Origin of the sequence: Steroidobacter denitrificans (genome assembly GCF_001579945.1) — a bacterium.
Lineage (GTDB): Bacteria > Pseudomonadota > Gammaproteobacteria > Steroidobacterales > Steroidobacteraceae > Steroidobacter > Steroidobacter denitrificans.
In genome coordinates this window covers 935,719-961,436 of sequence record NZ_CP011971.1, presented here as the reverse complement: position 1 = coordinate 961,436, position 25,718 = coordinate 935,719, and the positions used below count along the sequence as shown (strand labels likewise).

24 protein-coding genes are annotated in these 25,718 nt (G+C 63.6%); 18 read left to right on the top strand and 6 right to left on the bottom strand.

Translation table 11 applies throughout. The features are described from left to right. Positions 1 to 70: 70 nt before the first annotated feature. The 3 genes from hda to ACG33_RS04145 form a co-directional block, all read right to left on the bottom strand. The gene (hda, locus tag ACG33_RS04155) at positions 71 to 805 is read right to left on the bottom strand and encodes a DnaA regulatory inactivator Hda (protein WP_066918961.1); all 735 of its coding nucleotides are present in this window, start codon (positions 803 to 805) and stop codon (positions 71 to 73) included. A gap of 62 nt (positions 806 to 867) precedes the next feature. Further along, positions 868 to 1,440, bottom strand: a complete 573-nt coding sequence (locus tag ACG33_RS04150) for a CDP-alcohol phosphatidyltransferase family protein (protein ID WP_083536432.1) — start codon at positions 1,438 to 1,440, stop codon at positions 868 to 870. Between the two features lie 125 nt (positions 1,441 to 1,565). Further along, a complete protein-coding gene (locus ACG33_RS04145; protein WP_066918957.1) occupies positions 1,566 to 2,489 on the bottom strand; it encodes a DUF2066 domain-containing protein in 924 nt (307 codons plus the stop codon). A gap of 259 nt (positions 2,490 to 2,748) precedes the next feature. Here ACG33_RS04145 and purM point away from each other — a divergent pair, with 259 nt between their 5' ends. The 3 genes from purM (at position 2,749) to ACG33_RS04130 (ending at position 5,472) form a co-directional block, all read left to right on the top strand. Beyond that, a complete protein-coding gene (gene purM, locus ACG33_RS04140) occupies positions 2,749 to 3,780 on the top strand; it encodes a phosphoribosylformylglycinamidine cyclo-ligase (RefSeq protein WP_066918955.1) in 1,032 nt (343 codons plus the stop codon). Between the two features lie 29 nt (positions 3,781 to 3,809). Continuing rightward, positions 3,810 to 4,448 (top strand): phosphoribosylglycinamide formyltransferase, encoded by a 639-nt coding sequence (gene purN / locus ACG33_RS04135; RefSeq protein ID WP_157071840.1) that lies wholly within the window; start codon positions 3,810 to 3,812, stop codon positions 4,446 to 4,448. 100 nt (positions 4,449 to 4,548) lie between these two features. Next, positions 4,549 to 5,472, top strand: a complete 924-nt coding sequence (locus ACG33_RS04130; protein WP_157071661.1) for a DUF3108 domain-containing protein — start codon at positions 4,549 to 4,551, stop codon at positions 5,470 to 5,472. Positions 5,473 to 5,526: 54 nt separating this feature from the next. Here ACG33_RS04130 and dcd read toward each other — a convergent pair whose 3' ends face one another. Together dcd and apbC are read right to left on the bottom strand one after the other, a co-directional pair. Further along, complete coding sequence (gene dcd / locus ACG33_RS04125) at positions 5,527 to 6,093, bottom strand: dCTP deaminase (protein ID WP_066918949.1); 567 nt, start codon at positions 6,091 to 6,093, stop codon at positions 5,527 to 5,529. 73 nt (positions 6,094 to 6,166) lie between these two features. Beyond that, the gene (gene apbC / locus ACG33_RS04120; protein ID WP_066918947.1) at positions 6,167 to 7,261 is read right to left on the bottom strand and encodes an iron-sulfur cluster carrier protein ApbC; all 1,095 of its coding nucleotides are present in this window, start codon (positions 7,259 to 7,261) and stop codon (positions 6,167 to 6,169) included. A gap of 633 nt (positions 7,262 to 7,894) precedes the next feature. On the opposite strand from apbC, the gene ACG33_RS04115 reads away from it, so the two are divergent. The 15 genes from ACG33_RS04115 (at position 7,895) to ACG33_RS04045 (ending at position 24,976) form a co-directional block, all read left to right on the top strand. Continuing rightward, complete coding sequence (locus tag ACG33_RS04115) at positions 7,895 to 10,294, top strand: HEAT repeat domain-containing protein (RefSeq protein ID WP_168160013.1); 2,400 nt, start codon at positions 7,895 to 7,897, stop codon at positions 10,292 to 10,294. A gap of 226 nt (positions 10,295 to 10,520) precedes the next feature. Then, on the top strand, positions 10,521 to 11,615 hold the full coding sequence (locus ACG33_RS04110) for a type IV pilus twitching motility protein PilT (protein WP_066918945.1): 1,095 nt from the start codon (positions 10,521 to 10,523) through the stop codon (positions 11,613 to 11,615). Between the two features lie 20 nt (positions 11,616 to 11,635). After that, positions 11,636 to 12,742 (top strand): type IV pilus twitching motility protein PilT, encoded by a 1,107-nt coding sequence (locus tag ACG33_RS04105; protein ID WP_237392684.1) that lies wholly within the window; start codon positions 11,636 to 11,638, stop codon positions 12,740 to 12,742. Between the two features lie 257 nt (positions 12,743 to 12,999). Next, positions 13,000 to 15,111, top strand: a complete 2,112-nt coding sequence (gene metG, locus ACG33_RS04100) for a methionine--tRNA ligase (RefSeq protein ID WP_066922789.1) — start codon at positions 13,000 to 13,002, stop codon at positions 15,109 to 15,111. Positions 15,112 to 15,166: 55 nt separating this feature from the next. Further along, positions 15,167 to 15,745: an electron transport complex protein RnfA gene (locus ACG33_RS04095; RefSeq protein ID WP_168160012.1), complete on the top strand. Its 579-nt coding sequence runs from the start codon at positions 15,167 to 15,169 to the stop codon at positions 15,743 to 15,745. Beyond that, positions 15,742 to 16,305 (top strand): RnfABCDGE type electron transport complex subunit B, encoded by a 564-nt coding sequence (locus ACG33_RS04090; RefSeq protein ID WP_237392683.1) that lies wholly within the window; start codon positions 15,742 to 15,744, stop codon positions 16,303 to 16,305. Before ACG33_RS04095 ends, ACG33_RS04090 begins: the two co-directional genes overlap by 4 nt. Beyond that, the gene (gene rsxC, locus ACG33_RS04085; protein ID WP_066918941.1) at positions 16,302 to 17,846 is read left to right on the top strand and encodes an electron transport complex subunit RsxC; all 1,545 of its coding nucleotides are present in this window, start codon (positions 16,302 to 16,304) and stop codon (positions 17,844 to 17,846) included. The genes ACG33_RS04090 and rsxC overlap by 4 nt, the downstream gene beginning before the upstream one ends. A gap of 91 nt (positions 17,847 to 17,937) precedes the next feature. Beyond that, the gene (locus ACG33_RS04080) at positions 17,938 to 18,996 is read left to right on the top strand and encodes an RnfABCDGE type electron transport complex subunit D (protein ID WP_066918939.1); all 1,059 of its coding nucleotides are present in this window, start codon (positions 17,938 to 17,940) and stop codon (positions 18,994 to 18,996) included. Further along, positions 18,986 to 19,714 carry an RnfABCDGE type electron transport complex subunit G gene (locus ACG33_RS04075; protein ID WP_168160011.1) on the top strand — a complete coding sequence of 243 codons (729 nt, stop codon included), beginning with the start codon at positions 18,986 to 18,988 and terminating at the stop codon, positions 19,712 to 19,714. The genes ACG33_RS04080 and ACG33_RS04075 overlap by 11 nt, the downstream gene beginning before the upstream one ends. 67 nt (positions 19,715 to 19,781) lie before the next feature. Continuing rightward, the gene (locus ACG33_RS04070) at positions 19,782 to 20,687 is read left to right on the top strand and encodes an Rnf-Nqr domain containing protein (RefSeq protein WP_066918935.1); all 906 of its coding nucleotides are present in this window, start codon (positions 19,782 to 19,784) and stop codon (positions 20,685 to 20,687) included. 159 nt (positions 20,688 to 20,846) lie between these two features. Further along, positions 20,847 to 21,500, top strand: coding sequence for an endonuclease III (gene nth / locus ACG33_RS04065; RefSeq protein WP_066918933.1), 654 nt, complete (start codon positions 20,847 to 20,849; stop codon positions 21,498 to 21,500). Between the two features lie 63 nt (positions 21,501 to 21,563). Then, positions 21,564 to 22,034, top strand: coding sequence for a DUF1841 family protein (locus ACG33_RS04060; protein WP_210399169.1), 471 nt, complete (start codon positions 21,564 to 21,566; stop codon positions 22,032 to 22,034). Positions 22,035 to 22,291: 257 nt separating this feature from the next. Then, positions 22,292 to 23,818: a fumarate hydratase gene (locus tag ACG33_RS04055; RefSeq protein ID WP_066922783.1), complete on the top strand. Its 1,527-nt coding sequence runs from the start codon at positions 22,292 to 22,294 to the stop codon at positions 23,816 to 23,818. 167 nt (positions 23,819 to 23,985) lie between these two features. Beyond that, positions 23,986 to 24,372: a response regulator gene (locus ACG33_RS04050; RefSeq protein WP_066918931.1), complete on the top strand. Its 387-nt coding sequence runs from the start codon at positions 23,986 to 23,988 to the stop codon at positions 24,370 to 24,372. Positions 24,373 to 24,427: 55 nt separating this feature from the next. Next, the gene (locus ACG33_RS04045; protein ID WP_066918929.1) at positions 24,428 to 24,976 is read left to right on the top strand and encodes a hypothetical protein; all 549 of its coding nucleotides are present in this window, start codon (positions 24,428 to 24,430) and stop codon (positions 24,974 to 24,976) included. A gap of 39 nt (positions 24,977 to 25,015) precedes the next feature. Here ACG33_RS04045 and can read toward each other — a convergent pair whose 3' ends face one another. Then, positions 25,016 to 25,663, bottom strand: coding sequence for a carbonate dehydratase (can, locus tag ACG33_RS04040; RefSeq protein ID WP_066918927.1), 648 nt, complete (start codon positions 25,661 to 25,663; stop codon positions 25,016 to 25,018). Positions 25,664 to 25,718 lie beyond the last annotated feature (55 nt).

The window sequence follows — 25,718 nt, the reverse complement described above, 5'->3', positions numbered from 1 at the left end:
TGATTGTTCGGCCGCGGCAACGCCGTGAAGGTTCATCAAAATCACCATGAATATCATTTTGTTGGAAGTTCTAAGGCATCCGTTCGATCACGTCCCGCACGAAGGGCACCGTAAGGCGCCGCTGCGCGATCAGCGAGGCCACATCCAATTTGTCCAGAAACGCGCACAGACTGGCCATATCCCGCGGCAGCCGCCGCAACAGGAACCAACCCGTCTCCTCGGGCAACTCGAAGCCGCGCAGTTGCGCGCGCAGTTGCAGTGCGGCGAGTTGCTCCTGCTCCGACAGCGGCCGCAGGCTCAGTACCAAACCGCCATTCAGGCGCGAGGCCAGGTCGCGCAAGCGAAATCCCAGCGCCGCCGGCGGCTGACATCCCGAGACGACCATGCGCCCGCCCTGTTCCTCGAGTTCCTGATGCAAGCGAAACAACGCCCGTTCCCAGCCCTTGTCACCCGCGATAGCCTCGACGTCATCCAGACACACCAGCGGATACTCGCCATAACCCGACAAAAACTCCTCGCCCAGCTCCACGCTGAGGCGCAACGGGATGTAGGCGGCGGGACCACCGTCGCCGTCGCCCGCGCACAACGCCTGCAACAAATGGGTTTTACCGAGCGAGACGGCGCCTTGCAGAAAAATGCAGGTCGTGGCCTTGTTGGCGCTGCTGCGCAAGGCATCGAGCGAGCGCAAGGCATCCACGATGGAGCGGTTGCGGCCCGCGTAGTAACTCGAAAATACCGAGGCGTCGCGCAGCTGCACCTGCAGCGGCAATTGCCCCCGATCCATCCGCAATGACTCATCGTCCATGATTCATTGCCCATGACTCATCGTCCCCATGGATCATCATCGATGACTCGTCATCGCGCAGATCACCGCAGGCCGGAGTCCGGCAGCTCCAGGCGGCGGCTCGCGTCGAGCGCCTTGCGCATATAGGTGATGACGTAATCCAGGCCGCTGACGACGGTCGTCACGAATACCAGTGCTCCCAGCACGGTCGCGGCAACCTGCCAGTCGCCGGCCAGCGCACCGGCGGCGACGATCAACAACAAATAAAGGATCTGACACAGGGTATTGAGCTTGCTGACGATGGTGGGCCGCCCCTGCAAAGGGCCGTAGAGCCGCCGGTAGAGGATCGCGCCTATCGTGATCACCACATCACGCGCAACCGCCACGCCGGCCAGCCACACCGGTACCCGGCCCAGCACCGCCAGGATGACGAACACGCCCACCAGCAGGATCTTGTCGGCCAGCGGATCCAGGATTTTGCCTAGATCCGACGTCCAGCCGTAACGCTTGGCCAGGAAACCATCCAGTCCATCCGTCGCCGCGGCGAAACCGAACAGCAACAGCGTCAGGCGATACTCGTCCGCCAGCAGCAGAACGGCGATCGGCACCAGCAGCAACATGCGCAATACACACAGTGCGTTAGGAATATGTCGCATGATTCATCATCGCAGCCGGTGATCCTGAATCGCTGACCAGGGCCAGCCCCGGGTCGACCCTCAAAACCGATCCTCGGGATCGATCCTCAGGGTCGGTCCTCAGGGCCGATCCTCAGGGCCGATCCTCAGGGCCGATAGCGAAATGCAAGGCTTGTGGCCGGCGTCGGCGCCGGCATCCCCTGCGGCACGAGTCTGTCGTCGAGCGCGATCGCGCGGCGCAAGGTGGCGGCGCCGCCCCGCACCAGCAGGCGAAAGCGCATGGTATCACCCACGACCTGTTCCAACGCCACGGAGCGCACCAAGGTCATGCCCTCCAGGTAATTCAGCGTGGCCGCGTAAGCGTCCAGGCCGGCGATACCCGAAACTTCGACCGTCACGCTGTCCAGGGCGCTGCCGGACACGGCAAACACACGCGCGAAGGTATCGGCGGCCAGATGTACGCCCTCGTCCCATCCGCCGCTGGCATCGCTCTCGCCCTCGGCGGACAACAGTGTCCAGTGCACCAGGCCGCCGCGCACATGTCCGCGCAAAGTGGCGTTGGCGCCATAGCGTGCAGCGGCCTGCCGCAGCAGGACGGGATCATTCGTCATCGGTGTATCCATGAGCGGCCACCTCAGCGGCAAGCCTCGTTCGCGGGCCACGCCGGCGATGCGCTGGCGCACTGCCTCATCGGTCTCGATGTCCAGCAACACCAGGATGGCCGGGCGTTCATGACCCCAGATCGGCAGCCCCGCCTGGGTCAAGAGACGATCGATGGAAATGGCGTCGAAGCGGACCTGCAACAGGCCCTCGGAGGTCTGACCGAAGCGCTGTACATGCTGGCGGGCAGAATTGAGCGCGGCACCCAGGCGCTCAGGCGCATCCCGCTGCCCGCTGACCCGCACCACCACGCTTTTCAGCGCCTCGACGAAGGCGGCATCGTGCGATGTACCGAGCGGCTGCACGGCCTCGTATAAGTCGGGGACCGTAGCGGCCCAGGCCGGCGAGCCGGACATCGGTGCGAGCAATGCGGCCGGCAGGATGCCGAGGACGGCGAGCAACTGCGCCACGCATCCTCGTAGAATCCGCCCCGGAAGCCGCCGCGGCGTCTCCCGCCGGCAGGATCCCGGACCGCCGAGGCCCGCAAACGCCACGTCCTCCCGCCGGCCGGCGGGGTCCGCGCACGGCACCGAGGAGACGAATAACCGGGTATACAAGATGATGAAAGAGGTGGCCAAGGACGCCATGGACGCAAACGCTCGGTATTCCTGTGAGAGACCATGAGAAACGTCGTGTAAAATAACACAGGCCCACTTCCTTCGAGGCCGTATGCCCCCCAACAAGCCGATCACCTATAAAGACGCCGGTGTCGACATCGAAGCTGGAGATGCGCTGGTCGAGCGCATCAAGCCGCATGTCAAACGCTCGCTGCGCCCCGAAGTGCTCGGCGGTCTCGGCGGCTTCGGCGCATTGTTCGAGCTGCCGCTCGAGCGCTATCGTCGCCCCGTGCTGGTGTCCGGCACCGACGGCGTGGGCACGAAGCTGCGGCTGGCGATCGATACCGAGCGGCACGACACGATCGGCATCGATCTGGTGGCGATGTGTGTGAACGACGTAATCGTACAGGGCGCCGAGCCGCTGTTTTTCCTGGATTACTACGCCACCGGCAAGCTCAGCGTGGATGTCGCCGAGATGGTCGTGAAGGGCATCGTCGAGGGCTGCGTGCAGGCCGGCGCGGCCCTGATCGGCGGGGAAACCGCGGAAATGCCCGGCATGTACGCCGCCGGCGATTATGATCTGGCGGGATTCTGCGTCGGCATCGTCGAAAAGGACGCCATCATCGACGGCAGCCGTACCCGCTCAGGCGATGCCATCATCGGCCTGCCCTCCTCCGGCCCGCATTCCAACGGTTATTCCTTGATCCGCAAGCTGCTGCAGACCGCGAAGGCAACGCCGATGACCCGGATCGAGGGCGGCACGCTGTACGACCTGCTGCTGGCGCCGACGCGTATTTATGTGAAGCCCCTGCTGGCGCTCAGCAAAACCATTCCGGTGCATGGCATCGCCCACATCACCGGAGGAGGCATCGCCGGGAATCTGCCCAGGGTCATGCCGCGCGGCCTGGAAGCGTTCATCGGCACGCAGACCTGGGAACGTCCCCCTATCTTCGACTGGCTGCAGCGCACCGGCAGCATCCCCGACGATGAAATGTATCGCACCTTCAATTGCGGCATCGGCATGACGGTATGCGTCGCATCGGAACATTGCGATCAGGCCCTCGAAATGCTGCGTCAGCATGGAGAGCGGCCCATCGTCATCGGCGAGGTACGCCGCGGCAGCGGCGGCGTGATCATCCGCTGATGGTCACAGCCGAGGCCGCGACGAGGCGGCTGCCGATCGCCATCCTGATTTCAGGCCGCGGCAGTAACATGCGCGTCATCGCGGAGCAGGCCGCAAAAGGTGCGCTCATGACCGACGTGCGGGTCGTCCTCAGCGATCAGCCGACCGCCGCGGGGCTCGGTATCGCACGTGCGATGAACATCCCCACCGAAGTACTCGAACCAAGCAAGTTTCCCGATCGCGCCAGCTTCGATCGGGCACTGCTCGAAGTGCTGCAAGGCTACGCACCCGAACTGATCGTGCTGGCGGGCTTCATGCGCATCCTGACGCCGGACTTCATCGGCGCCTACGCCGGACGCATCCTGAACATCCATCCTTCGCTGCTGCCGAAATACCGGGGATTGCACACTCATCGGCGCGTACTCGAGGCGGGAGACGCCGAGCATGGCGTGAGTGTGCACTTCGTCACCGAGGAACTCGATGGCGGCCCGGTCATTCTCCAGTCCCGCATCCCGGTCACGCCGGCGGACACCGAAGACAGCCTTTCAGCCCGAGTTCAGCAATGCGAACACAGAATCTATCCGCGGGTTCTGGAGTGGTACGCACAAGGTCGGCTGGCGTTTCGGGACCACCATGCCTGGCTGGACGGCAAGCGTCTCGACGAGCCGCTCGATCCCGCCACGAAATAGCCGCACCGATGGCCGGCGCCGATGAACATGAGCGGCGCCCGACAATGCCCGGTCTGGTGAAAAGCCGGGCAAAGGCGTGAATGCAATGATGATGTCGAGCATGAGCCCGAGACTTGCCGCGAAATCTTTCGTCCCGCATCCCGCGCGGCGCAGTGCCTCGGAGCTGGTGGTGGCGCTGCTCGCCGGCGTTGCAGCCTGCATCCTGCCGGCCGTGCATGCGCACGCCGCCGCCAGAGAAGCCCCAGGTCACGAAACCCCGGGTCACGAAATACCAGGCCACGAAATCCCAGGCAGCGAAACCCCAGGTCACAAAATCCCGGGTCACGAAGTCCCGCACCCGGCATCGGCTCAAGATGCAGTCGAAAACGGCGTGCGGACCGCCGTCCCGCGCGCATTCGCCGCCACCTACACGGTGACCTATCGCGGTCTCGGCGCCGGCACGATCACCTTCACCTTCGCCCAGGATGCCGCCGGCGGCCACTATCACTTCGAAACCCGCCCGCATCCCAGTGCACTGGCGCGGCTGTTCGTAAGCCGCCGAGCCGTGGAGCGCAGCGTGATGCAGATCGACTCGCAAGGTGTACGGCCGCTGCTCTGGACCTTGGACGACGGCACATCCGGTAACAAGGACGGCGAGCTGCACTTCGATTGGATCGACCGGCGCGTCAGCGGCGAGGTCGAAGCCGAACCCGTCGATCTGCCCATCGAAACAGGATTGCAGGACCGCTCCTCCCTGCAGATTGCCGTGAGCACCGCCCTGCTGCGAGGCCGCCAACCCGGTACGATTCCGCTCGTCGACGATAATCGCATCAAGCACTACAGCTATGTCCTGCAAGGCCAGGAACGCCGGTCGACGAAAATAGGCACGCTCGATACGCTGATGTATGAAAGCTCGCGCCCGGGCTCGAGCCGGGTATCACGCCTGTGGCTCGCGCCCAAATTCGATTTTTTGCCGGTGCGTGTCGAACAGATCAGGAAAGGCCGGACCGAAACCGTAATGGAGCTGCTGTCACTGTCGCAGTAGCGCTCACGGCAGCCAATGCAGAATCTTGCCGTGTGCGCAGGTCAGGCATTCAGCTCACGTGCGCGGCAAGGTGACGCCGCGCTGTCCCTGATACTTGCCGCCACGATCCTTGTATGAGGTCTCGCAAACCTCATCGGACTCCAGGAACAGCATCTGCGCCACTCCCTCGTTCGCGTAGATCTTCGCCGGCAGCGGTGTCGTATTCGAGAACTCCAGCGTGACATGCCCCTCCCACTCCGGTTCCAGGGGCGTGACGTTGACGATGATGCCGCAGCGCGCGTAGGTGCTCTTTCCCAGGCAGATCGTCAATACATTGCGCGGAATGCGGAAATACTCGACCGTACGCGCCAGTGCGAACGAGTTCGGCGGAATGATGCAGACTTCCGCGGTCAGGTCCACGAAAGTGCCTGATTCGAAGTTTTTCGGATCGACGATCGTGGAATTGATATTCGTGAAGATCTTGAACTCGCTCGCGCAGCGCACATCGTAGCCGTAGCTCGATGTGCCATAGGATACGATCCGCTGGCCATCCTTCCCCGTCCGAACCTGATCCGCCGCAAACGGTTCGATCATGCCTTGTCCGGCCATGCGCCGAATCCAGCGATCGGACTTGATGCTCATGCAATCTCCCGAATGGAATTTATGCGCCGTGAACGGCACCGCGTTGCGAAAACCGGGCGGACGTCCGTGGCGATCAGGTATCTTCGATGCTGATCGAGGGAAATGCCGCGCCGCCCTCCAGCGAGCTGCGCGCCAGACCTGCGGAAGCCCGTCGTGCCAGCTCGATATATGCCCGCGCCAGCGGGCCGTCGGGCTCGGCCACGACCGTGGGTTTGCCGCCGTCGGTCTGCTCGCGAATGCGAATATCCAGCGGCAGCTCGGCCAGCAAGGCCACACCGTACTGCTGCGCCATGCGCTGCCCGCCGCCGGCGCCGAAAATATGCTCTTCATGGCCGCAGTTCGAGCATATATGCGTGCTCATGTTCTCCACGATGCCCAACACGGGTATCTCCACCTTCTGGAACATGCGCAGCCCCTTGCGGGCATCCAGCAGTGCAATGTCCTGGGGCGTCGTCACAATGATCGCACCGCTGACGGGCACCCGCTGCGACAGCGTAAGCTGCGTATCGCCCGTGCCCGGCGGCATGTCCACCACCAGATAGTCCAGCTCTTCCCAGCGAGTCGTCTCCAGCAACTGCACCAACGCCTGAGTCACCATGGGTCCGCGCCAGATCATCGGCTGGTCGACATCCACCAGAAACCCGACCGACATCACTTTCACCCCATAGGCGACCGGCGCCACCATGCTGCGCTGGTCGGTCGTGCTGGGACGTTCGGCGCTCAGTCCCATCATCTGCGGCTGACTCGGCCCGTAGATGTCTGCATCCAGCAGGCCGACCTTGGCGCCTTCGTGCGCCAGCGCCAGCGCCAGATTCGCCGCCGTGGTCGACTTGCCGACTCCACCCTTGCCCGAGGCGACCACGATGATATTGCGGATGCCTTGTATCGGCTTCAGGTTGTGCTTGACGGCATGCGAGCCGATCTGCCAATCGACCTGGATATCGGCCTGGCGGATGCCCTCGATCCCCAATGCACGCTCCCTGAGCGCGGCAGCCAGTTCCGTCCCGTACGTCCCGGCCGGAAAGCACAGCGTCACCAGCACCACCGCGCGATCGCCGTCGATCTCGACGGACTTGACCGCCCCGGCACTTGCCAGGTCGATGCCAAGGTAGGGATCGGTATAGGTTTCCATCGCGCTGCGCAGGGCAGCTTCACGCTGTGTGCTCATGATGTCTCTTGTGGATCATATCCGGGGTCATATCCGGGATGGGATCGCTGTCAGGGATGGCTCCAGGACCGTCCCCGCCGCCTCCGGATATACCCCGGTCGGACAGCCGGCGAACGGCGGCACCGAAGCAAGCAAACGGTCCGGGATCCCGGAGGCGCCACCGGGAACGAGCTCTTATTATAATGGATCGGCACCGCTCTCAGGGCCGGGTGTGGCGCCGAATCAGCCCTGGCGCCGCCGACACTCCAGCAGCAAACGGCATCGGGCGGGACCGGAACGGCCGTGCCGCCGCTCTCGGCGCAGCCGGTCCTGCTCGTTGAAGTAGCTTCAAGCGGGACCGGAACGGCCGTATCGCCGCTCCGGCCGGCATTCCTGTCCGCCTCATCGAACCGGTTTTCCATGGCCGCAGATCCGGTATGGCTCTTTGTGTTTGTCATAACCTGCCGCGGTGCGCATTTTTCGATGCGACGGGCATGGCATAATGCGGACTAACTCTTAATGTAAATAGCCGTTTTGCCCGACGGCACCGTTTTCGCGCTGGAGAAAAAGCCGGCCTGCGGACCGTCGCGGAATACGCGCCGCCCCGGGGAACTGCGCTCCGCAATACGCCAGATTGAGTACCGGAACGAGTCGATGAGCTTCTTTTCCGATCTGAGAGCCGAGCGCCTGATCGCGGAGATCCGCGGGATCAACGATCCCACGCATCCGAACGCCCAAAAAGCGTTCCAGAAGCTTGCCCGTCTCGGCGCGGGCGCCATCCCCAAGATCCTCGACGCTCTGGCCGTCGCGGACAAGAAGGAAAGCGCCTCGTACATGGAGATTCTTTCCCAGCTGATCGACAACAAATCCTTTCCCTATCTGGCGCAGGGACTGGCCGACGGCAACTCGCGTACGATCTCGGCCATCGGCTGGGCGCTCACCCGCAGCACCAATTACACCCCCGGCCTGCTCATCGAGCTGCTCGGCCGCGCGGACATCCCCAAGGCCGCGGTGCTGGAAATCATCGGCGCACAGAAAGACCGCTATCCGGTGCGCGACCTGCTGCAGCACGCCTACGGTCAGGAGGCAAACGAGAAAGCCGCGCTGTTTCGCATCATCGGCGAACTTGCCGATGAGTCCACGATTCCGGAGCTGATCAGCCGCATCGAGGGCAAGGATTCCGCGGCGCGCATACATATCATCAATATTCTGGGGCGATTCGACCGGCCCGAAGTATCCGCGGCACTGCAAAACCAGCTGCGCGATCCGAACAAGATGATCCGTCAGGCGGCGCTCGCCGCATTGTCGCGCATCAGCGGCCCCGTCAATGTCGGCCCGGTATGCCAGATGCTGCGCGACCCGGACCTGGAGGTGGCGAACCACGCGATCGATGTGGTCGTACGCGCCAAGGATCCGGACACCATGAAGCACCTGATCGATGTGCTCAAGGATGAGAACGATTACGCCCGGCGCGCCGCGGTGGAGGTGCTCAATCACCTCGGCACCGCCAGGGACATCAAGCATCTGCTGCAGGCCATCAAGGATGACGACTGGTGGGTGCGAACACGGGCAGCCGATGCGCTGGGCAAAATCGGCGGTCCGCGGGTGGTGGACGCCGTGATCGAACTCATTCGCGACGAAGACGAGGATGTGCGGCGCGCGGCGATCGAAATCCTGAATCAGACCAAGGACGAACGTGCCGTCAACTTCCTGATCGAAGCCACCAAGGACAAGGACTGGTGGGTCAGCGAACGGGCAGTGGACGCACTGGCCGAAATCGGCAGTAAAAAAGCCGTACCGGCGCTGCTGGAACTGCTCGATACCAATAACACCCGGTCCCTGCCGACGATCGCCCGTGCCCTGGGAAAACTGGGTGACACTCGGGTCATCGAGCCTCTGGTCCGCCTGCTCGATCGTCCGGAGAAGGAAATCAAGGTCGAGACCATCAATGCACTGGCACGACTGGCCGACGACAAGCGCGCCGATACTGTCCGCAATTACATCCAGGCCGCCGGCGCGGAAATCGCCGACCAGACCATCCAGCACGCCGCCATCCGCGCGATCGAGGACATCGACAGCCGTTATTCCGGCACCGCCCTGGCCGCGCAGGCGCAGGCCGCGCGCATGGCCGAGCCCGCCCGCACCCTGCTGATCGAACGCAGCGACGTCGATGCCGTCATCAAGAAGGCGGAGGATGCCGCTGCGGCCACGATGAAGCTCGATATTTCCACGCTCAAATCCGGGGACATCATCGAAGGGCGCTACAAATACATCGAAAAGATCGGCAAGGGCGCGTTCGGCACGGTCGTGCTGGTCGAGGACACGGTTGTCGATGAGCGTCTGATCCTGAAGTTCCTGAATCCGAACGTGTCCCAGGACGAGGAAATGATGAAGCGCTTCGTGCATGAGCTGCGCTATTCGCGAAAAATCACGCACAAGAACGTCATCCGTATCTACGATTTCCTGTATATGCGCGGCAACTATGCCATTTCCATGGAATATTTCCCCTCGCACACGCTGGGAGCGGAAATCGTCAACGACAAGCCGCTGCCCCTGCCCGTCGCGCTGCAGTACGGTATCGACATCGCCACCGGCATGACGATCGCGCACCAGGCCGGCATCGTGCATCGCGATCTCAAGCCCGCCAACATCCTGATCAACGACGAGCGGCTGCTCAAGATCGTGGACTTCGGCGTGGCCGCCGCTCACAAGGAAGGCGATACCCAGCTGACCAAGACCGGCTATGTCATCGGTTCGCCGAAATACATGGCGCCCGAACAGATCCTGGGCAAAAAAGTCGACGAGCGCGCCGATATCTACAGCCTGGGCGTGATCCTGTACGAGATGGTGACCGGTCAGCCTCCCTACAGCCGCGGCGACCACATGTCCGTGATGTATCAGCACGTGCAAGGCAAGGCCAAATCGCCGCTCGACGTCAACCCGCAGCTGCCGCCGGAAGTCTCCGCCCTGGTCACCAAGGCCATGGCCGTGGACAAGCTCAAGCGCTTCCAGAGCATGGAAGAGCTGCGGACGGCACTGGAGAAGCTGCTGTGAGCAGCCGGCCAGTCCATTCCGATCGAAGCTTGCGGCAGTCCGCTCGTAGTCCTCGCCGGTCATGCCTGCGGATTCATGGCCGGCGAGGACTACGAGCGGACTGCTCCCCCCCAGGGCGGCATCGCGCAAGAACGCCTGGAGGTCATGCCTGCGGATTCATGGCCGGCAAGAACTGCGAGCGGACTGCCACGCACCCAGGTTCATTCCTGATCATGCACGGACCTCTATGGCACGCATCGATGCATTCCTGAAGCTCGGCACCGATCAAGGCTGCTCGGACATCCATTTCGCCGTGGGCCTGCCGCCCATGCTGCGGATGCATGGCGATTTGCTGCCCATCAAGTTCCGCGACTTGAGTCAGCCGGAACTGGAAGGCTATATCGCCGAGATCACCAGCCGTACCCACCAGGACCAGCTGCGCCGCGGGCATGACGTGGATTTCTCCTATGTCGCGGCCAACGGCGGCCGCTTTCGTGTCAACGTATTTCGCAAGGACACCGGTGTGGGCGCCACCTTCCGTGCCATCCCCGCGGAAGTGCCTACGATCGACCGCTTGGGCCTGCCGCCGATCGTGAAAAAGCTGTGCGATCATCATCAGGGCATGATCCTGGTCACCGGCTCGACCGGCACCGGCAAGTCCACGACGCTCGCGGCGATGATCGATCATTTGAATGCCACCCGCCGGCTGAACATCATCAGCCTCGAGGATCCGATCGAGTTCGTGCATAAAAGCAAGCAAAGCCAGGTCATCCAGCGTGAACTCGACACCCACCTGCCCTCCTTCTCGGAAGGCGTGCGTGCCGCCATGCGCCAGGATCCGGATGTCATCCTGGTCGGCGAATTGCGCGATGCCGACACGATTCGCTGGGCGATGACCGCGGCGGAGACCGGACACCTGGTCCTGGGCACACTGCACACCACTGGAGCGGTGAAAACGATCGACCGTATCGTCGATGCGCTGCCTGCCGATGAACGCGAACAGACCAAGAGCTTCCTGGCGCAAAGCCTGATCGCCGTCATCACCCAGGTTCTGGTGAAAACCGCCGATCAGCGCGGTCGCAAGGCCATTTGCGAAGTCATGTTGGTGACGCGCGCCATCGCCAAGCTGATCATGACCGACCAGACCCACCAGATCCCCTCGCAGCTGCAGACCGGCAAGGATCTGGGCATGCAGATGCTGGATCAAGCGCTGCTCGCCAACATCCAGGCCAAGGAAATAGACCCTGATGACGCCTATGTCTATGCCACCGACAAGCGCCTGTTTGCCCGTCATGTAACCGACACCAGCATCCTGCCCAAGCTCGACCTGGCGCCGGGTTAGAGATCCCGAGGTTTTCACACTTGAGCGCAGAGCAACCCACCTTGGCCGCCACCGGAACCCACGTCCCGCGCCGGATCGACGAGTTCCTCAAGGAAGTTCTGAGCAAGAACGGCTCCGACCTGCATTTCATCGCCGGCGATCCGCCGCGCGTGCGCCTGTATGGGGAGCTGCAACCCCTGCGTTCCGAGGTTCTCTCGCCCCAATTCGTGGAAGAAACGCTGCGCGAAATGATGCCGCGCGCCGCGCTGGCGCGCCTCGAGGAAAAGCATGGCGCCGACTTCGCCTACATCATTCCCGGCGTCTCGCGCTTTCGCGTCAACATCATGCGCCATCTGTACGGCCTGGGCTGCGTGTGCCGCGCCATCCCCTCCAAGGCGCTGACCTTGGAACAACTCGATATGCCCGACGCCGTGCACAATCTATGCAAGGTGAACAACGGCCTCATCCTGGTCACCGGCAAGACCGGCTCGGGCAAGTCGACCTCCCTGGCGGCCATGATCGACGACATGAATGCCCGCTTGAAGGGGCACATCCTCACGATCGAGGACCCGATCGAATTCGTGCATCCGCGTAAGAACTGTCTGATCAGCCAGCGCGAAGTCGGCACCCACAGCCCGTCCTTCACCCACGCCCTGCATTCCGCCCTGCGCGAGGATCCCGACGTCATCCTGGTCGGCGAGTTGCGCGACTATGAAACCATGAGCATCGCCATCACCGCCGCAGAGATGGGCATCCTGGTCATGGGCACCCTGCATACCAACGGCGCGGCACAGACCGTCGATCGCATGGTCAACTCCTTTCCGGCCGACAAGCAATCGCACGTGCGCGCTATGCTCTCCACGTCCCTGCGCGGCGTGATCTCCCAACAACTGATTCCCCGGGCCGGCAAGCCCGGACGGGTCGCGGCGCTGGAGATATTGGTGAACACGCCGGCAGTGGCAAACCTCATTCGCCAAGGCAAGCTCGATCAACTCGAAAATACCATGCAAAGCGGCGCTGCCCACGGCATGCGCACCATGGATTCGGCCATCCAGGATCTGCTCGACAAGGCCATCATCACCGGCAAGGAGGCCTACAAGAAGGCAATCAACAAGAGCAAGTTCGAGGCCGTGAAAGACCGCGGCTGAGGCCGCGCCGCGAATTCGGTACCGTTCCACGAACCCGTTTACAGCGACAGTCCCGCTCGAAGCCCTTGCCGGCGGTGAATCCCGCAGGCACGGCCGGCAAGGGCTTCGAGCGGGACTGCCTCGATATCAACGAAAAAATATTCAACGAAAGCAGGATTCAACAATCAACTGCCGACGCCGCAGGCCGAAGACCGTCCAGACGGCAGCGCCATGGCATAATCGGCCACTGCATCCTCCGCAGCTCCGACCGATCCGCCATGTCCAGTCCCCGCAGCCTGTTCGTCACCACCGCCCTGCCCTACGCCAACGGGCCGTTCCATATCGGCCATATCATGGAATACATCCAGGCCGACATCTGGGTGCGTTTTCAGCGCATGCAGGGCCATACCGTGCATTTCATGGGTGCCGACGACGTCCACGGCGCCCCGATCATGCTCAAGGCGCAGGCCGAAGGTCTCATCCCGGAGGCCCTGGTCGCGAAGGTGACCGCGGAGCGGCCGAAATATCTGCAAGGCTTTCATCTGAGCTTCGATCACTGGCACTCGACCCACTCGCCGGAAAACATCGAACTGTCCCAGTCCATCTATCGCAGCCTGAAGGCGGCCGGCTTCATTTATGTGAAGCCGATCGAGCAGTTCTACGATCCGGCCAGGCAGATGTTCCTGCCGGATCGCTACATCAAGGGCGAATGTCCCAAATGCCACGCCAAGGATCAGTACGGCGATGCCTGCGAGGTCTGCAGCACGGTATACACACCCACCGACCTCATCGATCCCTATTCGACGCTCTCGGGCGTCACGCCGGTGCGCAAATCCTCCGATCACTACTTCTTCCGGCTGTCCGATCCGCGCTGCGTCGAGTTCCTGACCCGCTGGGTCGGCGAACCGGGACGCCTGCAATCCTCGGTGGCCAACAAAGCCGGCGAATGGCTGAGCGGCAAGGGCGACATGCGGTTGAGCGACTGGGACATCTCGCGCGATGCGCCTTACTTCGGTATCGAAATTCCGGATGCGCCCGGCAAGTATTTCTATGTGTGGCTGGATGCGCCGATCGGCTATCTGGCCTCCCTCAAGCACTATTTCGAAAGCGGCAAGGCACGCGCACAAGGCGAGAGGCGCAGCTTCGAGGAGTTCCTGGCGGACGACACGGTCGAGCAGATCCACTTCATCGGCAAGGACATCATCTACTTTCATACCTTGTTCTGGCCGGCGATGCTTAAATATGCGGGGCGCAAGGTGCCCGACCATGTCTATGTGCATGGTTTCATCACGGTATCGGGTGCGAAGATGTCCAAATCGCGAGGCACGGGCATCAGCCCCCTGCGTTATCTGGATATCGGCATGAATCCGGAATGGCTGCGCTATTACATCGCCGCCAAGCTAAACGCCAATGTCGAGGACATCGATTTCAATCCGGACGATTTCATCGCCCGGGTCAACGCCGACCTGGTCGGCAAGTACGTCAATATCGCCAGCCGTACCGCCGGCTTCATCACCAAGCGCTTCGACGGCCGCCTGGGGCCGTGCGATGCGCAGGCCGAAGCGCTGCATACGCTGTTTCGCGCCGATACCTGCTGGTCACGCATCGGCGCACTGTACGAGGCACGCGAATTCGGCAAGGCGCTGCGCGAAATCGGCGAACTGCTCGATCGCGTCAACCAGTACATCGATGGCCAGAAGCCCTGGGAACTGGCCAAGGATCCGGCACAACACCAGCGGCTGCACGCCATCTGCTCCAGCAGCCTGGATTTTTTCTGGTGTCTCACCGTGTTGCTGGCGCCGGTCCTGCCACAGACCGCCGCCAAGGTCCAGGCCTTCCTGCGGCGCAGCGGACCGCTGCGCTGGGGACCGTTCGAGGCGCTGCCGGCCGGCCATGAAATCAACGCCTATGAGCATCTGATGACGCGCGTGGATCCGCAGCAGCTGGATGCCTTGTTGGACATAGATACCGGCGCCTCGCCGGCAGACGGCGCGAGCGCCAAGTCGGCGAAAACGGCCGCCCGGCAACCCGAGCCGGCCGCCAGCCGGCCCGCCGAGATCACGATCGAGGATTTCGCGAAAATCGATCTGCGCATCGCGAAGATCGTCGCTGCCGAAGCCGTGGAGGGTGCGGACAAGCTGTTGAAACTCAGCCTCGACCTCGGCCCGGATGAAGACGGCGGTCAGCGCATCGTTTTCGCCGGAGTGCGCTCGGCCTATGCTCCGGAGCAGCTGGTGGGGCGCCTGACGGTGACGCTGGCGAACCTGAAACCACGCAAGATGCGTTTCGGAGTATCCGAGGGCATGGTGCTGGCGGCAGGCCCGGGCGGCAAGGATATTTTCCTGCTTTCCCCGGATGCCGGCGCGGCGCCGGGGATGAAAGTAAAATGATCTCGTTGCGTCCAGCCGCAGGCCGGGTATGCCAGGTATGCGGGGTATGCCGAGCATGAGCACACTGCTGGTGCTCCTGCTCGGCAGCATGCTGATCAACGTCGTCGCCATGAACGGCGCGCCGCACTGGCGTCCGTTCACACCGATGAACGATGAGTTCGCGGCGGCGGGCACACTGGCCCTCGCCCACCTGATCGCCCTGCCGCCGCTCGTACTGGGAAGTTGGTTGTTGTTCACGCAGCTTCTGGAACCCCTGGCGATGACTTACCTGCGTACGCCTGTCTTTGTCGCCTGGGTGTTGACCATCGTGCCGCTGGTGGAAATCATGTTGCGGCGCTGCGGCAGATCGATTCCCGAACGTCCGGGCTTCATGGCGCTGATGATCGCCAATGCCGCTCTACTTGGCACCGCGCTGCTGGCGAGCGGCCAACTGCAGACTCCCCTGGCTGTACTCGGTTTTTCGCTGGCCGCCGCCGTCGCGCTGGGCTTCCTGCTGCTCGCGTTCACTGCGCTGCGGGTGCGTCTGCGTCATGCCGACGTACCGGCAGTCTTTGGCGATGCGCCGCTATCGCTGCTCACCGCGGGCATCATGGCGCTGGCGTTCATGGGCTTTACGGGACTTTTCCAGGAATGAGTCTGCTCGCCGCACTGCCGGTTACGGCCACCGTGCCGGCGGCCATGCTGCTGATGACTCTGCTGGCGGGACTGGCAATGCTGAGCATCCTGGGCGCGCAACGCAGCATCACGGAAACGGAACCCGGCAGCACTCTGGTCCATCGGCTCGATGCGCTGCTGCCGCAGACCCAGTGCGGCCGGTGCACCTACGCCGGCTGTCTGCCCTATGCGCACGCGATCGCACAGGGCGAGGCCGACACGAATCAATGCCCGCCGGGCGGCGCACGGACCGCTGCCGCGCTTGCACGGCTGATGGGCCGCGAGCCCAAGCCGGTGGATCCGGCGTTCGGAGTCGTACCCGCCGTGCCTTTCGCGGCTTGGATCGATGAAGCAGCATGCATAGGCTGCACCAAATGTATCCAGGCCTGTCCCGTCGATGCGATCGTCGGCGCTTCGCGCTACATGCACACGGTCATCAGCGCTCATTGCACGGGCTGCGAACTGTGCGTGCCTTCCTGTCCGGTGGACTGCATCGAAATGCGTCCACCCCCGGCGCAGCCGCGGCAAAGATCCTCATGAGTCCGGCACCGCGGCGCGAGGCGCGTGACACGAGTCTCACGGTCCCGCCGGCGCCGGGCGGTCGCATGCACGGCGGCCTGCGCCTGGATGGCCATAAACAACGCTCGACCCGCCGCCCGCTACGCGCGGCCGGCGAGTCGGACATGTATGTGCTGCCGCTGGACCAGCACGTCGGCGCACCGGCCACGCCACGAGTCCGCCCGGGTGAATCGGTGCTAACAGGCCAGGTGATCGGCGAGGCGGCGGGTGCCTGGCTGCATTCGCCGGTCTCGGGTATCGTCAAGGCGATCGAACTGCGCCCTGCCGCGCAGCATCTCGGTGCCCCCACGCTCAGCGTCGTCATCGCCAACGACGGGCGTGACCGGCGGGGTGAATACCAGACCAAGCGTTCGTTCGAGCAATACTCGCCGCGCGAATTATGCGAACACATCGGCCGCGGCGGCATCGTCGGCCTGGGCGGCGGCGCCTTTCCCGCCGCCTCGAAACTGCTGAGCGCTCCCATCCACACCCGCCGGGCAACGACCGGCGACAGACCGACATGGCTGCTGCTCAATGCCATGGAGTGCGAACCCTATATCAGCTGCGATGACATGCTGTTGCGCGAGCATGCTCGCGACGTGCTGCTGGGCGCTAGCATCCTGATGCATGCGATCGGCGCCCGGCATTGTACGATCGCCCTGGAAGACGACACTCCGCAGGCCGAGCAGGCCGTGCGCGAGGCGCTCGCCGAAGCCGCGGATGAACGCATCCGTATCGTGATCCTGCCGCGGCGTTATCCCGCCGGCAGCGAGCGCCAGTTGATCGAGACCCTATTCGGCATCGAAGTCCCGTTCGACGGCCTGCCCGCCGATGTGGGTGTGATCTGCCAGAACGTCGGCACCGCCGCCGCCGCCGCGCGCTGGCTGCGCGATGGCGAACCTCTCATCCGGCGCATCGTCACCGTGACGGGCGACGGTGTCAGGGAGCCTGCCGATCTCGAGGTTCTCCTCGGTACGCCCATCGCAACGCTGATCGAGGACTGCGGCGGCTATACCCCGCGCATGAGCCGGCTCATCATGGGAGGATCCATGATGGGTGTCTCGCTGCCGCACGATGCACTGCCGATCATCAAGGCCAGCCAGTGCATCATCGCGGCATCGTCCCTGGATCTACAGCCGCGCTCGGCCGAGATGCCCTGCATACGCTGCGGCGACTGCGCCCAGGTCTGTCCCGCACGCCTGCTGCCCCAGCAGCTTCACTGGCATGTACACATGGAGAATCTCGAGGCCGCGGGGAATCTCGAGGCGCTGGAACGCCATGGACTGATGGATTGTATCGAGTGCGGCTGCTGCGATTACGTCTGTCCCAGTCAAATCCCGCTGGTGGAACGCTTCCGGGAGGCCAAGCCGGCGCTGGAACGGGCACGGATGCAGCCCGTCGAAGCCGCCGCAGCCCGGGCTCGCTTCCAGGCGCGCAATGTGCGGCTCGCGCGCCTGGAGGAGGAGCATCGCGCCAGGCTGGCCGCGAAACGCCGGCGGCCCGGGGAGCCGCGGTCCGGATGACTTACCGCCCCGCATGCCGCCCCCAGGCGCCCTCCCGGCAGGGACGGCGCGCGCGCCATGCCACGAGGCAACCGGCCGGGCGGCAGCGGCCATGATCTTCGACACCGCGGCACCTCCGCATGTCGTCGCGTCCAACAGTGTCGGGCGGGTCATGCGCACCGTCCTGTACGCCCTGGTACCCGCGGTGCTGATGCATGTGGCCTGTTTCGGCATAGGGCTGTTGATCCAGATCCTGCTCGGCACCCTCACCGCTCTGGCCTGCGAGGCGCTGGCGCTGAAACTGCGGCGCAGGCCGCTCATGCCGTTCCTGAGCGACGGCAGCGCGGTTCTCACCGCGGTGCTGCTGGCCTTGTGCCTGCCGCCGCTTGCGCCCTGGTGGCTCATCGTCACCGGCACCGCATTCGCCATCCTGCTCGTCAAGCATGCCTACGGCGGCCTGGGAAGAAATATCTTCAATCCGGCGATGGCCGGCTATGCGATCCTGCTGGTGTCCTTCCCGCTGCAGTTGATGCAATGGCTGCCGCCGCAACCGCCGACTCAGCGGATGGATCACATACTGGAACGGCAAGCCACCCGGCTGAATCTGCCGGAAACCTTGAAGACGATCGCCACCGGTGCATTGCCGCAAAGATTGAGCTGGGATACCGTCACCTCGCCTACGCCGCTGACGGCACTGCGCGAGAGCCTGAACAGGGACATGACCTTGGACGAGCCGCATGCTCCCGCCGCCGATCCGCTCGGCCTCGATGCCTGGCGATGGATCAATCTCGCGGTGCTGGCAGGCGGCCTCTGGCTGCTCGCCGCCCGCATCATCCGCTGGCACATTCCGGTGGCCATGCTGGGAGCGATCGCCGGCTGCGCATCGATCATGGCGGCGCTTGATCCTGGCAGCTGCGCCGGACCGATATTTCATCTGACTTCCGGTGCCAGCCTGCTCGGCGCCTTCTTCATCGCCACCGATCCGGTATCGGCAGCGACCAGCAATCGGGGACGATTGATCTATGCGGCGGGCATCGGCGTGCTGACCTATGTCATTCGTACCTGGGGAGGTTATCCCGACGGCGTCGCCTTCGCGGTACTGTTGATGAATCTATCGGTACCTTTGATCGATCGCCTCACCATTCCACGGATCTATGGCCATGCGCACTGAACGACCGACCACCGTGCCGCCGGCGCCCTGGAAGCAGGCAGTGGTGATCATCCTGCTGGCGGCATCGATCGGCGCCGTGCTCGCCGGCATCGCGCATTGTACGCGCGATCATGGCGAGCATGACTCGCAAGCCTGGATCCGGGAACATCTCGAGGCCCTGCTGCCGGCGCAACTGGCCGACAACGATCCGCTGAACGATAGGCTCGTCGTGACCGCGCCCGACATGCTGGGCACAACCCGGCCCGTCACGATCTACCGGGCGCGTCGCGCGGGCGAGCCCACCGCAATCGTCATGCGCACCGTTGCGCCCGGTTATCGCGGCCCTATCGAACTGCTGGTCGCCATTGACTGCGACGGCACGCTGATCGGCGTGCGGGTGCTGAATCACGATGAGACGCCGGGCCTGGGCGACGCCTTCGAACAACGCGAGCCGCAGTGGCTGCAACGATTCAGCGGCTTGTCCCTGTCCCATCCGCCGCAAGCGCGCTGGGCGCTCGAGCACGACGGCGGAGACTTCGATGCGCTCACCGGCGCAACGATCACCTCGCGCGCCATCGTCACCGCCGTGCGGCGCGCACTGGAATATCACCAGCAGGAGCGCGTACAGCTCTGCGGCATCCCGGCACGGCCGGATCGGGCCCCGGCGCTGCCCTCTTCGGACGTCCCCGCCGATTCACCCGGACACTCGCCTGCCGGCCCCGCCGGGGAGGCGCCGTGATGCGCGCGGCTTCATCCTTCCAGACCGCCGCAGCGACGATGCCGCTGGCGATCGGAAGCTGCCGGCGATGAGCGCGGCTTCATCCGGCCACGCCTACTACGGCAAGGCGCCCGGTCCGTGGGCCGGCGATGACATCGATGCCGGTGCTCGACACGGCGCCGTTGTGCAGCTGCTCGCACTGTGTCCCTTGCTGGCCGTCGGCGACACGCTCGCCAAGGCGATCGCGATGAGCGGTGTGATCCTGCTCATCCATCCGGCCGCGGTCGTGCTGTCCTGGGGCCTGCGACGCTGGCTGGATACAGCCGCCCGACTCGTCGCCGCGGCATTTCTCCTGGCCGGCCTGACCGCCGGTGCTGAACTGCTGCTGGATGCCGGATTGCAGGAGCTGCGGCTGTCGTTCGGACTTTTTCTGCCGCTGGTGGCTGTCAATCTGGTGCTGCTGGATCAGGTCGCAGGCTTCTGGTCCACGCGCATCGGCGACCTGCCGGCGTTTGCACAGCCCCCGCCCGCCGCGGTGTCCGCTCCGCAGGCGACCGCGGAGATTTCGCCCGCGATCGTCCTGGAAGTCACCCCGGAAGCCACTCGGGAGACCGCCCCGGAGAGTACCTCGGAGATCGCGGACGAAATCTCTCTCGGGATCGCTTTGAAGATGGCGCTGAGGACAGCGGGCGGCATGGCCCTGCTGCTGCTGCTGGGCACGGTCCGTGAACTGGTGGGACACGGCTCACTGCTGCACGATGCCCACCTCCTCGGGAGCTGGGCAAGCGGCTTGGGAATCCAGGTGTTCCGGATCGACGGCCTGCTGCTGGCAACGCTGCCGCCGGGCGCCTTTCTGGCGCTAGGGCTGCTGCTGGCGTTGCGCAACCGGCTGCATCGAAGAAGAACGATATCCGCCGCCGAATCCACAAATAACGGCCTCGAGCTGCGGCAGGCTCGAAACACAATGCACCAAAACGGTAGTCATCATCGATGATGTCTTCCCATCCAGAACGGCTTCCCGTCGAGGGCAGCTTGCCGTCAAGGCCACTCTCATCGAGGCAGTTTCGTCGAGGCAGTTTCGTCGAGGCGGCTGCCGCCTAGAACGGCTTCCCGGCAATGACCACCGCCCAGCAATGAATCCATCCTGCAGCCGATGAACAAGACGAAAATAGCCGCTCTCTTTGCGCGTCTGAAAGCCGCCAATCCCGCGCCCAGGACCGAACTGGAGTACCGCAGTTCCTTCGAACTGCTGCTGGCCGTCATCCTGTCGGCACAGGCAACCGACCGAAGCGTAAACCTGGCGACGCGCGAACTGTACAAACATGCGAACACACCCCAGGCGATCCTGGCGTTGGGTGTGGAGGGCCTGTCGGGATATATCCGCTCCATCGGCCTATTCAACACCAAGGCAAGCAATATCATTGCGACCTGTAGATTGCTGATCGAGCGGCACGACGGCAAGGTACCGCAATCGCGCGAGGCGCTGGAAGCCCTGCCCGGCGTGGGACGCAAAACGGCGAACGTCATCCTGAACGTCGCCTTCGGTCATCCCACCATCGCCGTGGACACCCATATCTTCCGGGTCGCCAACCGCACCGGTATCGCCCGCGGCACCACCGTGCGCGCGGTCGAGGACCGGCTGCTGAAGCGCGTGCCGCAGGAGTACCTGCACGATGCTCATCACTGGTTGATCCTGCACGGCCGCTATGTCTGCCTCGCCCGCACACCCAAGTGTCCGCAATGCCTGATCGCCGATTTATGCGAGTATCCGCACAAGACGCCGGCTCATCCGCCTGAATCGAACTGACGGCTCTCCCCACCCCCGAGGCACAGCGATAGGCGCCGCGATATCCGGCACACCGGTGCGCCCATGCCCATGGACCTCACCCGCAGTACAATCACCCTCATGCCTTTCTTCGACACCCATTCCCGCGACCAGCTGCGGCAGGCCTATGTGCAAGCCTGGCGCAAACGCCGCGAAGGTTTGCCGATGGAGCCGCTGGAAATACAGATCGCAGACGTGATCGAACTGCATCCGGAATATCAGGCGGCACTGGAACAGCCTGTCGGCGCGCTCGCTCGTGACTATATGCCGGAAGGGGATGAATCCAATCCGTTTCTGCACATGGGCCTGCACCTTGCCGTACGTGATCAATTGGCGACCGATCGGCCGCGCGGCATCCGCGAGGCATTCCACAAGGCCGTGCGCCGGCTGGCCTCGCAGCACGATGCCGAACACCGCTTCGCCGAATGCCTGGCCGAGGCGCTGTGGGAAGCGCAGCGGGCGGGGCGCCCCCCGGATGAACAAGCCTACCTGCAGCGCGTGCGCGGCATCTCCTGAATCTGGTCCTGCGGCCCCGCGGGCTCATGGCAGCGATCCGTCGCGCCGCTGCCGATCCCGGCCCCAAGCCCCGGAGTTCCTGACAGAGCATCGCCACGGTATGATGTTGCGCAATCGCAACATTATGTCTCGGCGAGTGCGCTGCGCGGGCGCAGATGGTAGATTTTCAGCCCTTGGTGGATTTTCAACCCTTTATCGGTTTCCCGGATTCCCGGTTTCCCGGCCCGGTTCCCTCAACTCAAAGACTGTTCGAGCCCATGCCCATCATTCGACAAGACGACGTCATCCAGAGCGTCGCCGATGCCCTGCAGTATATTTCCTACTATCACTCGCCGGATTTCATCCAAGCCATGGCCGCGGCCTACGAACGCGAGGAAAGTCAGGCCGCCAAGGATGCGATAAAACAGATCCTGGTGAATTCGCGCATGTGCGCCGAAGGCCACCGCCCGATCTGTCAGGACACCGGAATCGTCACTGTATTTGCAAAGGTCGGCATGAATGTGCGCTGGGATGCCACCATGAGCCTCGCCGATATGATCAACGAGGGGGTGCGCCGCGCCTATGTCCATCCCGACAATACCCTGCGCGCCTCGATCGTGACCGAGCCGGCATCGAGCCGCAGGAACACCCGCGATAACACTCCCGCGGTGATCCATATGGAAATCGTACCGGGCGACACGCTGGAAATCGCCGTGGCCGCCAAGGGCGGCGGCTCGGAAAACAAGTCGAAGCTGGTCATGCTGAATCCGTCGGATTCGATCATCGAATGGATTCTGCAGACGGTACCCACGATGGGCGCGGGCTGGTGCCCGCCGGGCATGCTGGGCATCGGCATCGGCGGCACCGCCGAGAAGGCCATGGTGATGGCGAAGGAATCCTTGTTCGAACCCATCGACATTCACGAGGTCCGCGCCCGTGGCCCGCGCAATACGCTGGAGGAAATGCGCCTGGAAATCATGGACAGGGTCAATGCGCTGGGCATCGGCGCACAGGGCCTGGGCGGACTGACGACCGTGCTCGACGTGAAAATCAAGGACTATCCCACGCATGCCGCCTCGCTGCCGGTGGCGATCATTCCCAATTGCGCAGCCACGCGTCACGCGCATTTCGTCCTGGACGGCAGCGGACCGGCGAGGCTCGATCCTCCTGATCTGGACCTGTGGCCGAAACTCACTTATCAAGCTTCGGCGCAATCCCGGCGCGTGAATCTCGATACCCTGACTCGCGAGCAAGTCGCAGCCTGGCAGCCCGGTGAACGCTTGTTGCTGTCCGGGCGAATGTTGACCGGACGCGATGCCGCGCACAAACGCATCAGTCAATTGATCGGAGCGGGCCAGCCTCTGCCGGAGGGTCTGGATTTCACCAACCGCGTCATCTATTACGTCGGCCCCGTCGATCCCGTGAAGGGCGAAGCGGTCGGCCCGGCGGGCCCGACCACCGCAACCCGCATGGACAAATTCACCGAACTGATGCTGGGCAAGACCGGCCTGATCGCCATGGTCGGCAAGGCCGAGCGGGGACCGGAAGCGATCGAGGCGATCCGCCGGCATCAGGCCGCCTACCTGATGGCCGTTGGAGGCGCCGCCTACCTGGTATCGAAGGCGATCCGCTCCAGCCGGGTCGTCGCCTTCGGCGACCTCGGCATGGAAGCGGTCTATGAATTCGAGGTCAAGGACATGCCCGTGACGGTCGCGGTCGATGCGCGCGGCGAGTCCGTGCACCAAACCGGCCCGGCGCAATGGCGCAGACACATCGGCAAAATCCCCCTCACCACCGGAGCCTGACGACACCGTTAGGGGATTCCCCGTATTTGCCCGGCCATGAGGGCGGCAGGCTCAATTCCATCTGCGGCACGCCGTTACAAGAACTGCCCACCGCGGTCGCTACCGGCTCCCCCGTGATGCATCCGGCATCCACCGGTTCGACCGTCTGCGTGGAAGGAGCGTGATGCATGTCAGCGGCGAACCGCCCTCTCCCCCACCGTACGATTCTCGCCGTCGATGACTCGGCCTCGATGCGCCAGATGGTCAAATACACGTTGGAAGGCGCCGGCTACACCGTCGTGCAGGCCGCCGACGGTGTCGATGCTCTTGCTTACGCCCGGCACGCCGGTGCCGACCTCGTGCTCACCGATGTAAACATGCCGCGCATGGACGGCATCACCCTGGTGCGCGAATTGCGCGCGCTCGACAATTACAAGTTCACTCCCATGCTGGTGCTCACCACCGAGTCCGGGCAGGAGACTCGGCAGCGCGGCAAGCAGGCGGGAGCGACCGGCTGGATCGTCAAGCCGTTCAATCCGGCTCAGCTGCTCAAAACGATCGAACGGGTGCTGTAGGCCGCGGTCCGCCCGCACCGCGGCTGCGCAAGTCATCGATACGGAAGCTCCCAAGATGAATACATCGGAACTCGGCCTACCCTCCTCGCTGGAGACGAGAGTCCGGACTGACGACTGGTCGCCGGAACAGCAGATCGTACGCCTGCTCGAATTGTGCGAGGCTCAAATCGGCGCCGCCATGCATGATGCCGAAACAGCCATCGATACGCTGCTGCAGGCCTTCAATGCCGTATCGGAAACTTCGCGCAGCATGCGTGCCTCGGCCGGCGAACTGCAGGACACGCTGCATCTGCAGGGCATCGGCAACTTGAATCGACAATTCGACGCGATTCGCAGCCAGATGAACTCGGCCGTCATCGCCCTGCAATTCCACGACAAGCTCACGCAACGCCTCGATCACGTGCGTCACAGCCTGTTGCGCCTCGCGGCCTTCACCTGCGATCGCACGCAACGTTCTCAACGCAAGCAATGGGATCAATTGCTGATCAGCCTGCGGCAACTGTATCGCACCGAAGAAGAGCAGCAGATCTTCAGGCGCTTGATCGAGGATAGCGTCGATTCGGCTGCACCGGCCGAACCGCAGCACGACATCGAACTGTTTTGAGCGTCTGGTTCCGAGCGCCCATCGGCAACCCTGCGTCCGCTACCACCCCAACTCGCGCTTGCGGCGCTGCAGGGATTCCTCATCCGTGAGGCTGGTGCCGAGCTTGTGCAGGATGCCGTCCTCGAGGCCATAGACCAGCGCATGAATCGAGACCGGCTGCTCACGGCTCCAGGCGTCCTGCAGCAAGGTGGTCTCCGCCACATTGATCGCCTGTGCCAACGCGTTCAACTCGCAAAGCCGCGTCAGGCGAAGATGATCATCCTTCAATTCCCGTAATTCATCACGATTACGATTACGCACATCCTGGACATGGCGCAGCCAGTTGTCGATGAGGCCCGAACGCCTGTCATGCAGCGCGGCGCGCACGCCGCCGCAGCCATAGTGACCGCATACGATGATGTGACGAACTCTCAGCACCTCCAGCGCATACTGGATGACCGACAAACAATTCAGGTCGCTGTGCACCACGATGTTCGCGACATTGCGATGGACGAATATCTCCCCCGGAGACAGGCCCATGATCTGGTTGGCCGGCACGCGGCTGTCGGCGCAGCCGATCCATAGATAGTGCGGCGCCTGCTGCCGGGCGAGACGCTCGAAGAATCCGGGATCCTGTTGCTTGACGTTGCGAGCCCATGAACGGTTGCGCTCGAGCAGTGTCTCGAGGCTCGGATCTTCGTGTGGCATGGGAGTGCGTGCCGGCGATGAATCGGACGGCTAGTTTAACCTTTTCGGATTCCCC

Excerpts from the sequence above, each read along its gene's own strand:
- ACG33_RS04070 (WP_066918935.1), top strand. The coding sequence starts at position 19,782 with ATGAGCGCGGCTTCATCCGGCCACGCCTACTACGGCAAGGCGCCCGGT.
- ACG33_RS04130 (WP_157071661.1), top strand. The coding sequence starts at position 4,549 with ATGAGCCCGAGACTTGCCGCGAAATCTTTCGTCCCGCATCCCGCGCGG.
- ACG33_RS04050 (WP_066918931.1), top strand. The coding sequence starts at position 23,986 with ATGTCAGCGGCGAACCGCCCTCTCCCCCACCGTACGATTCTCGCCGTC.
- ACG33_RS04090 (WP_237392683.1), top strand. The coding sequence starts at position 15,742 with ATGAGTCTGCTCGCCGCACTGCCGGTTACGGCCACCGTGCCGGCGGCC.
- ACG33_RS04060 (WP_210399169.1), top strand. The coding sequence starts at position 21,564 with ATGCCCATGGACCTCACCCGCAGTACAATCACCCTCATGCCTTTCTTC.
- ACG33_RS04045 (WP_066918929.1), top strand. The coding sequence starts at position 24,428 with ATGAATACATCGGAACTCGGCCTACCCTCCTCGCTGGAGACGAGAGTC.
- ACG33_RS04150 (WP_083536432.1), bottom strand. The coding sequence starts at position 1,440 with ATGCGACATATTCCTAACGCACTGTGTGTATTGCGCATGTTGCTGCTG.
- ACG33_RS04110 (WP_066918945.1), top strand. The coding sequence starts at position 10,521 with ATGGCACGCATCGATGCATTCCTGAAGCTCGGCACCGATCAAGGCTGC.
- ACG33_RS04075 (WP_168160011.1), top strand. The coding sequence starts at position 18,986 with ATGCGCACTGAACGACCGACCACCGTGCCGCCGGCGCCCTGGAAGCAG.
- dcd (WP_066918949.1), bottom strand. The coding sequence starts at position 6,093 with ATGAGCATCAAGTCCGATCGCTGGATTCGGCGCATGGCCGGACAAGGC.
- hda (WP_066918961.1), bottom strand. The coding sequence starts at position 805 with ATGGACGATGAGTCATTGCGGATGGATCGGGGGCAATTGCCGCTGCAG.
- ACG33_RS04055 (WP_066922783.1), top strand. The coding sequence starts at position 22,292 with ATGCCCATCATTCGACAAGACGACGTCATCCAGAGCGTCGCCGATGCC.
- ACG33_RS04080 (WP_066918939.1), top strand. The coding sequence starts at position 17,938 with ATGATCTTCGACACCGCGGCACCTCCGCATGTCGTCGCGTCCAACAGT.
- ACG33_RS04115 (WP_168160013.1), top strand. The coding sequence starts at position 7,895 with ATGAGCTTCTTTTCCGATCTGAGAGCCGAGCGCCTGATCGCGGAGATC.
- purM (WP_066918955.1), top strand. The coding sequence starts at position 2,749 with ATGCCCCCCAACAAGCCGATCACCTATAAAGACGCCGGTGTCGACATC.
- ACG33_RS04095 (WP_168160012.1), top strand. The coding sequence starts at position 15,167 with ATGAGCACACTGCTGGTGCTCCTGCTCGGCAGCATGCTGATCAACGTC.
- nth (WP_066918933.1), top strand. The coding sequence starts at position 20,847 with ATGAACAAGACGAAAATAGCCGCTCTCTTTGCGCGTCTGAAAGCCGCC.
- apbC (WP_066918947.1), bottom strand. The coding sequence starts at position 7,261 with ATGAGCACACAGCGTGAAGCTGCCCTGCGCAGCGCGATGGAAACCTAT.
- rsxC (WP_066918941.1), top strand. The coding sequence starts at position 16,302 with ATGAGTCCGGCACCGCGGCGCGAGGCGCGTGACACGAGTCTCACGGTC.
- can (WP_066918927.1), bottom strand. The coding sequence starts at position 25,663 with ATGCCACACGAAGATCCGAGCCTCGAGACACTGCTCGAGCGCAACCGT.
- metG (WP_066922789.1), top strand. The coding sequence starts at position 13,000 with ATGTCCAGTCCCCGCAGCCTGTTCGTCACCACCGCCCTGCCCTACGCC.